We start from the raw sequence: 11,266 nt of genomic DNA on the forward strand, positions 1-11,266 counted from the left end.
TGTTGAGACAGTCACCAGCCAGATCGGACGAAGGGGCGCATGACCGACGTCGACCTCGAGTTCGCCCGGGTCCGGGCAGTCCTCGACCGTCCGACCCTCCGGCTGATGTCCCGGCCGACCAGCGCCGTCGTCCTCGCCGTGTTCCGCACGGTGTTCGACCGCGACGTGCAGTACGTCCCCGCGGACCGGATGCACCTGCAGGTCGAGGAGCACGTCGCACGGCTCCAGGCCGCCGGCGCGCGCACCCCCGCGAGCGAGCAGGCGGAGCAGCCCGAGCAGGACGCCCGACCGAACGGCCGCGCCCTCTGCCGCGAGTGGGTCGCCGCGCAGTGGCTCGTCCGCTCGAACTCCCCCGACGGCGACGAGCAGTACTCCCTGACGAGCCACGCGCTCGAGGCCCTGTCCCTCGTCGACGCCCTGTCGTCCGACCGGGCGCTCATCAGCGAGAGCCGGCTCGCGATGATCGTCGACGCCGTGCACCGCTGGGCCGCCCGCGCCGAGCCCGACCCCGACGTGCAGATCCGCCGCATCGACGCGCAGATCGCCGAGCTCCAGGCCGAGCGGGCGCGACTCGAACAGGGTGACGTGGACACCGTGGACGACGCCCGGATGCGGGACGGCTACACGAACATCTCCGACCTGATCCGCCAGCTCCCGAGCGACTTCAAGCGTGTGGAGGAAGCGGTGGCGACGATGCACCGCTCGATCGTCGAGGACTTCCGGCAAGAGGTCCGTCCGATCGGTGAGATCCTCGACGACTACCTCGCCCGCACGGACAACCTCATGCAGGCCACCCCCGAGGGCCGTGCGTTCGAGGGGGCGTTCGAGCTGCTCCGCGACGACGCCCTGCTGCTGCGGCTCCGAGACGACATCGCGACGATCCTGGCCCACCCCTTCGCGGACTCCCTCGGGGCGTCCGAGCGCCGGGCCTTCCGCAACACGGTGGTCATCCTCCGCCAGGGCATCGAGGACGTCCTCGCCCAGCGACGGCAGCTCACGGCGACGCTGCGCGACCAGATCGTCGCGCACGACGTCGCCCGAGACCGCGAGCTCGACGCCGTCATCCGGTCGATCGAGCGCGGGCTCGCGACCTGGATGGAGCACGGGTCGGCGCGCGACCGGCTGCCCCTCGGCCTCCTGCCGGCGACGGCCGAGGTCGGCACGCTGCGCGAACGGTTCTACGACCCGGACGCCGAGTCCGTGCCGCCCGCGATCGAGGAGCCGGACGACGACGTCTTCGAGGAACTCGACGTGGAGACGCTCCGGCGACACGGCGGACCGCTCCTCACCGAGCTCCGCGCGGCACTGCGCTCCGCCGAGGCCGACTCCAGCGTCGACGCCTTCCACGGCCTGCCGCCGGAGCAGCGGCGCCCGGTCGAGCTCTTCGGGCTCGCGCACCTCCTCACCGGTCACGAGGACTTCGAGTCCGCCACGCACCTCGCCGAGCACCGGACGGTCCGTCCCGACGGCAGCCCGGTCACCTTCCACATGCCGACCGCGGCGCTCACCGACGAACGCCGCGACCGGACGCCAGACACGACGAACGACGAACACGCACAGGAGGCGCGGTGAGCGACACGACGCCGGCACCGGTCGACGAGACGGTCCCCTACGACGACCCCGCACCCGTCCCTCAGGACGACGAGCGCGACGAGACGAGCTTCGCCCTCTTCGAGGGCGACGAGGGTCGACTGGACGACCGGCAGCGCCGTGCCCTCGTGGCCCTGCTCCGCAACTCCTACGTCAGCGCACGGACGCACGCCGACGAGTGGCGCGCCGTGCTCGACGCGGAGTACCAGCTCCGCTCGCGCCTCAACGACCTGTTCCTCGAACTGCACGTGGACCGCGACCGCGAGGTCGCCTGGAAGCGTCAGGCCCGCTCCGAGAGCCAGCGCCGCGGCTTCCCCACCCTGCTGCGCGACGTCCCGTACACGCGCGAGGAGACGATCGTCCTCGTCTACCTGCGCATGCGCCTCCGCGCCGACACCCGCCCGGGCCCGGACCAGGTCGTCGTCGACCGCTCCGAGATCCTCGGGCACGTCGCCGGGTTCCGCCCCGCGACGGCGACCGACCGCACCCGTGACGAGGGCCGCGTGGCGAAGGCGGTCGAACGCCTCGTGACCGCCCGGATCCTGCTGAAGACGAGCGACCCGGACCGGTTCCGGGTCGCGAGCGTGGTCGAGGTGCTGCTCCCGCTGGAGCGGCTGCGCGACCTGGACACGTGGTTGGCGAGCACAGCGTCGCGGACCGTCACCGCGCCCGGGGACGCGACCACCCCGGACGGCGAGCCGACCGACGGGGACGACCCGTCCCTCCTGGCCGACGAGACCGACACCGACGACGAAGGCGAGACGGAAGCGTGACCGACACCTTCGAGATCCCGGCCCTGTTCGACACGGTCGCGCAGTGGCGCGCCGAGTCGATGCAGGTCGTGAACTGGGGCGGCTTCCACGGCCACCGCCAGGTCGAGCTGTCCGGCACCGCGACGCTCATCTCGGGCGCGTCCGGCACCGGCAAGTCGACGCTGATGGACGCGTACCTCGCCGTGATGATGCCGTCGGACGTGCCGTTCAACGGCGCGTCGAACGACGCCACCACCGGGCGCGCGCGCAGTGCCGACCAGCGGAACCTGCTGACGTACCTGCGCGGCAAGGTGGACACCCGTCGCGACCCCGAGTCCGGCGCCCTGCGCGACGTGAACCTGCGCGGCGACGACCAGACCACGTGGGGTGCCGTCGCGGTGACGTTCCGGAACGACGACGAGCGGCGCTTCACAGTGCTGCGCGCGTACATCGTGCCGAAGCGTGCGCGGGGCGTCGGCGACATCCAGATGACCATGGCGACGGTGGACGACACGTTCGACCTGCGCCGGCTCGAGGAGTTCGTGCCGACGCGGTTCCACCACCTCGAGCTCACCGGACGCGTGCCGGGGCTCGTCATCCGCGACACCTACCAGGAGCTCGCGTACACGCTGCAGACCCGCCTCGGGATCGGTGACTCCGGCGGTGGCAACCGGGCGATGCGGCTCCTCGCGCGCATCCAGGCCGGGCAGCACCTGCCGACCGTCGACGCCCTGTACAAGTCGCTCGTGCTCGAGACGCCGGGCACGTACGAGGCCGCCGACCGTGCCCTCGCGCACTTCTCCGCCCTCGACGAGGCGTACGAGGCGATGGACACCGAGGAGCGCAAGGTCCGCATCCTCTCCCCCATCACCGAACTGCACGCCGAGATCGCGCGCTCGAGGGCCGCGGCCGAGGCGCTCGACGGGATCGCGACCGGCGCCGAGGTGTCCCCGTTCGCGCACTGGACCGCATCGCGCAAGCGCGCGCTCCTGGACGCCGAGGTGGACCGCAACGGGCGCGAACGCACGGCTGCCCGCGCCGAGGTCGCCGCGGCGGAGGCCCGGCACGCCGCGGTCGAGATCGAGCTGCGCGATGCCGAGGCCCGGCTCCGCGACCAGGGCGGGAACGCGCTGGCGCAGCTCGAGGACCGCATCGACCGTCGGACGCGCGAGCGCGACGCCGTCGTCCGCACCCGGGCGACCTTCGACGAGCGGACGGCCGTGCTCGGGTCGCCCGTGTCCACCGAGCAGTCCTTCACCGCCGCGCAGCGGGCGTCGCACGAGTTCCTCGGCACCTACCCCGCGTCGCGCGCGGAGCTCGACGAGCGCCGTGACGCTCTCACCCGCGAGGAGTACCCGCTCCTCGACCGCGAGCGGTCCCTCCGCCAGGAGCGTCAGTCGCTCGAGCACCGACAGGGCGCCATGCCGCTGCCGATGCACGAGGCCCGACTGGCGATGGCCCGCGCCGCCGGCATCGACCCGTCCGAGCTGCCCTTCGTCGCCGAACTGCTCGACGTGCTGCCCGGCGAGGAGCGCTGGCGCACGGCGATCGAGTCCGTCCTGGCGCCCGTCGCCCGCACGCTCCTGGTCGACCAGGACCGCCTCGCCGACTTCAGCGAGGCGATCGACGCGCTCCGCCTGCCGGTGCGCGTGCAGTTCGAGGGCGTCCCGACGGGGCCGCACATCGACGTCGACGGCGACCCGTCCATGGTGTCCGGCAAGCTCGCGATCAAGCAGTCGCCGTTCAGCACCTGGGTGCGCGAGCGCATCGAGTCCGACCGCACCGACGCCCGGTGCGTCGGGTCCGCCGCGGACCTCGGCGGCGGCGGCCGGCGCGTCACCGAGTCCGGACAGCTCCGCGACGGTCGACGCGGAGCCCACGGCGACCGGCGTCAGGCGAACGTCATCGGCTTCACGAACGAGGCGCGGGTCGCCTCGGTGGAGCAGGAGCTGGCCGCGATCGCCGAGGACCTCGCCACGCTCGAGGCCCGGCGTACCGACGTCGCCCAGGACATCACGGCGCTCGACGTCCTCCGCGCCGCGCACCAGCACATCGTCGACGTCACGTGGGAGGCGATCGACGTCGTCGGGCTCGAGGACTCGCTCGCCCGCCTCGACCAGGAACGCCAGGCACTCCTCGCCGCCGACGACGGCCTCCGCACCCTGCGTTCGGCCGTGGGTCGGCTCCGGGCGTCCCTCGACGAGGCGTCGGACCGTCGCGCCGCTGCCCGCCAGTCCGTCGCCCGGCTCGAGGAGCGGCACGCCGTGCTCGTGGACGGTCAGGACGCCGCGGCCGAGATCCTGTCGCGCTTCGAGGACACCCCTGACGCCCTGCCGGACGACCGACAGGCGCAGCTGCTGTCCGAGACGTTCGAGGAGATCGGAGCACCGGACGGCGTCGACGGCTTCGACGACGCCACCCGCCGACTGAAGCGCCGGCTCGAGGAACGCCTCGCGCAGGCGCTCGACGGCGCCGCGTCGGCCTCGACCGCGTTGACGCTGACCTTCCAGCGCTACCAGGACGCCTGGCCGGACCCGAACCTCGGGACCGGCGTCGCGTCCTACCCCGACTACCTCGCCATCCTCGACCAGATCGTCGCGACCGGCCTGCACTCCCGCCGGAGCGAGTGGCGCCGACGCCTGTCGCAGTGGAGCGGCGAGGACCTCGTCCCGCTCGCCGGTGCCTTCGACCGGGCCGTCGTCGAGATCGAGGAGCGGCTCGAACCGGTCAACGAGATCCTCCGCGAGCTACCCTTCGGTGCGAACCGCGACCGGCTGAAGATCCAGATCCGCCGGGTCACGCGCGAAGAGGTCACGGCCTTCCGCCGGGAGCTCCGGGCGCTGTCGGCGTCCGTCGACACCGAGCTGACCGACGACGTGCTCGAGACCCGGTTCCGCCGGCTCCGACGCTTCATGGCCGTCATCCGCCCCGACCCGTCCGTCCCGCGTGGCGGCCGGACCACGCAGCGTGACGCCGTGCTCGACGTCCGTCGGCACATGGAGATCACGGCCGTGCGGTACGACACCGAGGGCAACGACCTCGGCGTGTACTCGTCCCTCGGCGACAAGTCCGGCGGTGAGACGCAGGAGCTCGTGGCGTTCATCGTCGGTGCCGCGCTCCGGTACCAGCTCGGCGACGAGACCCGGCCGCGGCCGCGGTTCGCGCCGGTGTTCCTCGACGAGGCCTTCATCAAGGCCGACTCGGAGTTCGCGGGGCGTGCGGTGACGGCGTGGCTGCGGCTCGGGTTCCAGCTCGTCGTGAGTGCGCCGCTCGACAAGGTCACGGCGCTGGAGCCCTCGATGGAGCGGCTCCTGTCGATGCGCAAGCACCCGGACACCGGGCACTCGTCGATCACCGAGATCGCGCGGGCCGCCGTGGGGGCGTAGGCGCGCGTCCCGTCCCCGGGTTCCCGCCACCCCCGGACTGGGGTGCCGGCAACAGCAGGCCGCCGGGCACTCCTTGACTACGATCGCCAGGAGCTCCACCGACTCCAGCAGGGACCGTACCGTGACCACTCGCACACGCACCGCAGGCGCGATCGTCACCGGGCTCCTCGTCGCCGGCGCGCTCGCTGCGTGTGTCCCGTCCTCCACGGCACCGGGGTCGACAGCCGCACCGACCACCGCCACGGCGACTCCGCTGGGCACGCCGACGCCCACACCCACCCCGACCCCGACCCCGACCCCGACCGCGACCCCGACCGCCGTGCCGACGACGCTCCCGGTCGGCGACGTCACGTCGAACGGACGCACCTGGCGGCAGTCGTACGCCGAGGACTTCACGAAGCCCGCCGCACTCGGCACGGTGGCATCCGTCTACCCCGGCATGGGCCTCTACGACGGATTCCAGGACACCAGCGGACTCGGCACGTACGCCCCTGCGAAGGTGCTGTCCGTCGCCGACGGCAACCTCGACTTCGACTTCCACTCCGAGGGCGGCCGACCGCTCGTCGCCGCCGTCATGCCGGACGGGTACGCGCCGCACACGACGGCACGCGTCAGCATCCGCTACAAGACCACGGTCACCGACGGGTACAAGTTCGTCGGCATGCTGTGGCCGTCCTCCGACGAGTGGAACGACGGCGAGATCGACTGGCCGGAGTCGCTCACGCTCGGGGCATCTCCGCGCCCCGCGTCCGCGATCCCGGGAACGTACGCGAACCGTCACGTCAAGTACGACCGCTCGGTACAGGTCCACGCGAAGACCGACACCACCGAGTACCACGTCGCCACCACCGAGTGGGACACGGGCATCGTCCGCTTCTACTGGGACGGGGAGCTCGTCTCCTCCACCACCGAGGCCGTGCCGACGAAGCCGATGCGCGTGACCCTGCAGGGCGAGACGTGGACCGACCACGGCGCCGTCCCGACGGACGCATCGGGCACCGTGTCCGTCGACTGGATCTCCATCTGGAACTGACCCGCGCGCGGTACGGTGGGCGCGTGTTCGGACGCCGCTCCCCCAGCCCCCGCCCCGACGACCGACCGGGCCTCGGCATCGGTGCCCTCGTGCAGGTCGTCGACACCGACCAGGGCGGCGAGGAGTGGGCCGACGAGCCGATCGGCGTCATCGTCGCACCGGGCGGCAGCCAGCTCGGCGGCACCCAGCGCACCTGGACGGTCGCGTTCGAGGAACCCGTGTACACGAAGGACGGCCGCGGCCCGTTCGAGCGCGCGACCGTCCTGAGTCGTCAGCTGGTGCCGATCGAACCGGCACCGGACACCGAGGGCTAGTACTCCTCGTTGCCGCTCTTCATCATGGCTGCGAAGGCCATGCAGACCCCCACGCCACCGAGCACGCCGATGCCGATGATGACGCCTGCGATGAGTTCGAGCATTGGTGACTCCTTGGTTCCGGGGCCGGTCTGGCTGCCCTCAGGTTAGCGGATGCCGCGCATGAGCTTCAGCACCGGCTTGGCGAGGACGAGCAGGACGACCCCGACCGCGACGGCGACGAGCCCGAGGACGGCGAAGTACGGCGCCTCGTCCGTCGGGTCGTAGTACTGCGAGAGCACCCCCGTGACGGCGGTGCCGAGCGACACCGACAGGAAGAACAGGGCCACCATCTGCGTCTGGAACTTCGGCGGTGCGAGCTTCGTGGCCACCGACTGGCCCACCGGCGACAGCAGGAGCTCGGCGATCGTGAAGACGAGCAGGATCCCGACGAGGGCGAGCAGCGGCGTGCCGTTCTGCCCGGTGCCGACGAAGGGCAGGAAGAGCAGGAACGCGACGCCCATGATGCCGGTGCCGAGGGCGAACTTCGTCGGGGTGGACGGCTGACGGTCGCCGAGCTTCGTCCAGATCGCCGCGAACACACCGGACAGCACGATGATGAAGACCGGGTTGATCGACTGCACCCACGAGACCGGCATCTCCCAGCCGAACAGGGACCGGTCGAGGCGCTCGTCGGAGTAGACGGTCACGACGGTGAACTGCTGCTGGTACAGCGACCAGAACACCGCACTGCCGATGAACAAGGGGATGAAGGCGAACACGCGCGACCGCTCCTGCGCGGTGATGCCGCTCGAGAGGATCACCACGAAGTACCCGATCGTGGCGAGGATGACGATGGCGACGACCACGGTGGGCAGGTTGTCGACGTTCAGGAGCCCGGTCAGCACGGCGACCACGATCACCGCGAGTGCCACGAGGACGAGCACGCCGATGAGCGGGAGCCGACGGCGGTCGACGGGGTTCGTGACGTGCCGCACGGACTCCGGCAGCTTGCGGCGGCGGATCGCGTACTGCACGAGCCCGGCAGCCATGCCGACCGCGGCCAGGCCGAAGCCGTAGTGGAAGCCGAGCGAGCTCTGCAGCAGGCCGGTCAGGAGCGGACCGAAGAACGCCCCGAGGTTCACGCCGAGGTAGTAGAGCGAGAAGCCGGCGTCACGACGGGGGTCGTCCCGGCTGTAGAGCCCGCCGACGATCGTCGTCGCCGTGGCCTTGAGTCCGCCGGAGCCCAGCGCGATGAGCACGAGGCCGACGCCGACGCCCGCGACACCGGGGATGAGCGCGAGGGCGATGTGCCCGAGCATCACGACGATGGCACTGCCGAACAACGTCCGGTCCGCGCCGAGCAGCCGGTCGGCGATCCACGCCCCGATGATCGTGAACAGGTACACGGCGCCGCCGTAGGCACCCATGATCCCGCTGGCGACGCCCTTGTCGATGCCCAGCCCGCCCTGCGAGAGCGTGTAGTACATGTAGATGAGGACGATGCCCTGCATCCCGTAGAACGAGAACCGCTCCCAGAGCTCGACGGCGAACGGCGTCGACAACTCGAACGGCTGCCCGAAGAAGGTCCGCCCGCGTGCGGGCGTGGTGGTACCTGACATGCCGCACATTCTGCCCCTCGGAGCCGGGCCGCGCCGAATCGCTGAACTCGCCTCAGGAACGCCGGGCGCGATCGTTTGGAGGGTTCCCACGACCGCGGCCGACCCACGGGCCACCCGCGTTGTCAGCCCCGGACGGCGTTCACGCGACTCGCGGGTCCGATCAATAGCGTGGGTTCTGCAACACCGGACAGAGCAGTTCAGGAGGGCTCCGACCATGGTCGACACCGCACCCGTCCACAGCACGAACACGCCCAAGGCCGACGCCGCCGGCGACCCCGCCGCGGGCACGCCCGCCGGCGGGACGGACACCGACGTCCGGATCGACGTCGACCTGCTCGCCGAGCACCTGCTCGGCCGTTGGGCGGACGACCGCCGAGCCTCGCGCCGACTCGCACTCGACCCGGCGATGCACAAGGTCGAGGGCATGCCCTACGCCGACGCCCGCGCCCGGACGCTCGACCAGCTCCGCATCCTCGTCGACGCGGGTGCGATCCAGCGTCCCTACCCCGAGGAGTTCGGCGGCTCGAGCAACCACGGCGGCAACCTCGCCGCGTTCGAGGAGCTCACCACGGCCGACCCCTCGATGCAGATCAAGGCCGGCGTGCAGTGGGGGCTGTTCGGCTCGGCCGTGCACCACCTCGGCACCGAACGGAACCACCGCGAGTTCCTGCCGGGCATCGTCTCGTTCGAGGTCCCCGGCTGCTTCGCGATGACGGAGACCGGGCACGGCTCGGACGTCCAGAGCATCGCCACGCGGGCGACCTACGACCCGGCGACCCAGGAGTTCGAGATCCACACGCCCTTCCGCGGCGCGTGGAAGGACTACATCGGCAACGCCGCCCTGCACGGCAAGGCCGCCGTCGTCTTCGCGAAGCTCGTGACGCAGGGCGTCGACCACGGCGTCCACGCGTTCTACGTGCCGCTCCGCGACGCCGCGGGTGCGTTCCTGCCCGGTGTCGGCGGCGAGGACGACGGCTACAAGGGCGGCCTGAACGGCATCGACAACGGCCGGCTGCACTTCGACCACGTGCGCGTCCCCCGCACCAACCTGCTGAACCGCTACGGCGACGTCGCCGAGGACGGTACCTACTCCTCGCCGATCGCCTCGCCCGGTCGCCGCTTCTTCACCATGCTCGGCACCCTCGTGCAGGGCCGCGTGTCGCTCGACGGCGCCGCCGTCGTCGCCCAGAAGATCGGCCTGGAGATCGCGCTGACGTACGCGGCACAGCGCCGCCAGTTCCCGACGGGCGACGGCACCGAGGGTGTCCTGCTCGACTACGGCCGGCACCAGCGCCGGTTGATCCCCCGCCTCGCCACGGTGTTCGCGCAGTCCTTCGCCCACGAGAAGCTCCTCCGCACCTTCGACGACGTGTTCAGCGGGCGTGAGGACACCCCGCAGCGTCGCGAGGACCTCGAGACCCAGGCAGCGGCCTTCAAGTCGATGTCCACCTGGTCGGCCCTCGACACGCTCCAGGAGTGCCGCGAAGCCTGCGGTGGCGCCGGGTTCCTCGCCGAGAACCGCCTCACCGGACTCCGCGCCGACCTCGACGTCTACGTGACGTTCGAGGGCGACAACACCGTGCTGCTCCAGCTCGTCGGCAAGCGCCTGCTCACCGACTTCCGCGCGAAGGCGCCGAAGGACCCGGCGTCGACCGCGAAGTTCGTGGCGGCCCAGGCGGCCACGAAGCTCGCCGACGCCACCGGCCTCCGGCGCCTCGGGCAGACCATGACCGACCGCGGCTCGCTCGCCGCGTCCGTCACGGACCTGCAGGACGCCAAGACGCAGCGCGACCTGCTCGCCGGCCGCGTCGACACGATGGTCACCGAGATCGGCATGCGCCTCGCGTCGGCCGGCAAGGACCGCGCACGCGGCGCCCGACTGCTCAACCGCTCGCAGCACGAGCTCATCGAGGCGGCCAAGGCCCACGCGGAGCTCATGCAGTGGGAGGCCTTCACCGAGGCCATCGACGAGGTCCCGCCGGGAGACACCCGCCGCGTGCTCGTCTGGCTCCGCGACCTGTTCGCCCTCGGCCTGCTGGAGCAGCACCTCGACTGGTACCTCATGCACGGGCGCATCACGGCGCAGCGGGCGCGGGCGGTCTCGGCGTACATCGACCGCCTCGTCGCCCGGGTCCGGCCGGTCATCCCGCAGCTGCTCGACTCGTTCGGGTACGAGGCCGGCCACGTCCGTGCACCGATCGCGCTCGGTGCCGAGCAGGCCCGGCAGGACGAGGCGCAGGCGTGGTTCGCCGCCGAGGCGGCCGCGGGTCGCCTCCCCGAGCAGGAGAAGAAGCCCCGCGCCTAGCGCTGGACGTGGGGCGCGCGTCAGGCGTCGCCGGCGGGCCCGCGGTCCTCGAGGGCCCGGCGGAGCCGCGCCTCGGCGTCGTCCCCGGCGCCGGCAGCAGCGGCAGCGGCCTCGGCGTTGGCCTCGGTCACCGCGCGCACGACCTCCTCGCGCTGGATCTTCACCCCGCGAGGCGCGTCGATACCGATCCGGACGCCGTCCCCGCGGCTGTCGAGCACCGTGATGACGATGTCGTCACCGACGAGGATCCGCTCGCCGACCTTCCGCGTGAGTACCAGCACCCGT

8 protein-coding genes are annotated in these 11,266 nt (G+C 71.9%); 6 read left to right on the forward strand and 2 right to left on the reverse strand.

Going from position 1 to position 11,266, the window contains the following annotated elements:
* The first annotated feature begins 39 nt into the window (after positions 1-39).
* The 5 genes from WFH25_RS17835 to WFH25_RS17855 all read left to right on the forward strand — a co-directional run bounded on the left by WFH25_RS17835 (position 40) and on the right by WFH25_RS17855 (position 7,075).
* A complete protein-coding gene (locus tag WFH25_RS17835; protein WP_336698832.1) occupies positions 40-1,572 on the forward strand; it encodes a DUF3375 domain-containing protein in 1,533 nt (510 codons plus the stop codon).
* Positions 1,569-2,363: a DUF4194 domain-containing protein gene (locus tag WFH25_RS17840; protein ID WP_336698833.1), complete on the forward strand. Its 795-nt coding sequence runs from the start codon at positions 1,569-1,571 to the stop codon at positions 2,361-2,363. Before WFH25_RS17835 ends, WFH25_RS17840 begins: the two co-directional genes overlap by 4 nt.
* Positions 2,360-5,728, forward strand: a complete 3,369-nt coding sequence (locus tag WFH25_RS17845; protein ID WP_336698834.1) for an ATP-binding protein — start codon at positions 2,360-2,362, stop codon at positions 5,726-5,728. The genes WFH25_RS17840 and WFH25_RS17845 overlap by 4 nt, the downstream gene beginning before the upstream one ends.
* A gap of 121 nt (positions 5,729-5,849) precedes the next feature.
* Positions 5,850-6,761, forward strand: coding sequence for a glycoside hydrolase family 16 protein (locus WFH25_RS17850; RefSeq protein ID WP_336698835.1), 912 nt, complete (start codon positions 5,850-5,852; stop codon positions 6,759-6,761).
* A gap of 23 nt (positions 6,762-6,784) precedes the next feature.
* The gene (locus tag WFH25_RS17855; protein WP_336698836.1) at positions 6,785-7,075 is read left to right on the forward strand and encodes a hypothetical protein; all 291 of its coding nucleotides are present in this window, start codon (positions 6,785-6,787) and stop codon (positions 7,073-7,075) included.
* A 146-nt stretch (positions 7,076-7,221) separates the two neighbouring features.
* Here the strand turns inward: WFH25_RS17855 and WFH25_RS17860 are convergent, their stop codons facing one another.
* On the reverse strand, positions 7,222-8,685 hold the full coding sequence (locus tag WFH25_RS17860; RefSeq protein ID WP_336698837.1) for a peptide MFS transporter: 1,464 nt from the start codon (positions 8,683-8,685) through the stop codon (positions 7,222-7,224).
* A 205-nt stretch (positions 8,686-8,890) separates the two neighbouring features.
* Here WFH25_RS17860 and WFH25_RS17865 point away from each other — a divergent pair, with 205 nt between their 5' ends.
* A complete protein-coding gene (locus WFH25_RS17865) occupies positions 8,891-10,981 on the forward strand; it encodes an acyl-CoA dehydrogenase family protein (protein WP_336698838.1) in 2,091 nt (696 codons plus the stop codon).
* A 20-nt stretch (positions 10,982-11,001) separates the two neighbouring features.
* Here the strand turns inward: WFH25_RS17865 and csrA are convergent, their stop codons facing one another.
* Positions 11,002-11,262 carry a carbon storage regulator CsrA gene (gene csrA, locus WFH25_RS17870; protein WP_070418910.1) on the reverse strand — a complete coding sequence of 87 codons (261 nt, stop codon included), beginning with the start codon at positions 11,260-11,262 and terminating at the stop codon, positions 11,002-11,004.
* Positions 11,263-11,266: the final 4 nt, after the last annotated feature.

The sequence above is a fragment of the Curtobacterium sp. USHLN213 genome (assembly GCF_037144815.1).
GTDB lineage: Bacteria > Actinomycetota > Actinomycetes > Actinomycetales > Microbacteriaceae > Curtobacterium.

What these genes read in the sequence shown, in the direction of transcription:
- WFH25_RS17835 (WP_336698832.1), top strand. Translation starts at nt 40, where the DNA reads ATGACCGACGTCGACCTCGAGTTCGCCCGGGTCCGGGCAGTCCTCGAC.
- WFH25_RS17860 (WP_336698837.1), bottom strand. Translation starts at nt 8,685, where the DNA reads ATGTGCGGCATGTCAGGTACCACCACGCCCGCACGCGGGCGGACCTTC.
- WFH25_RS17865 (WP_336698838.1), top strand. Translation starts at nt 8,891, where the DNA reads ATGGTCGACACCGCACCCGTCCACAGCACGAACACGCCCAAGGCCGAC.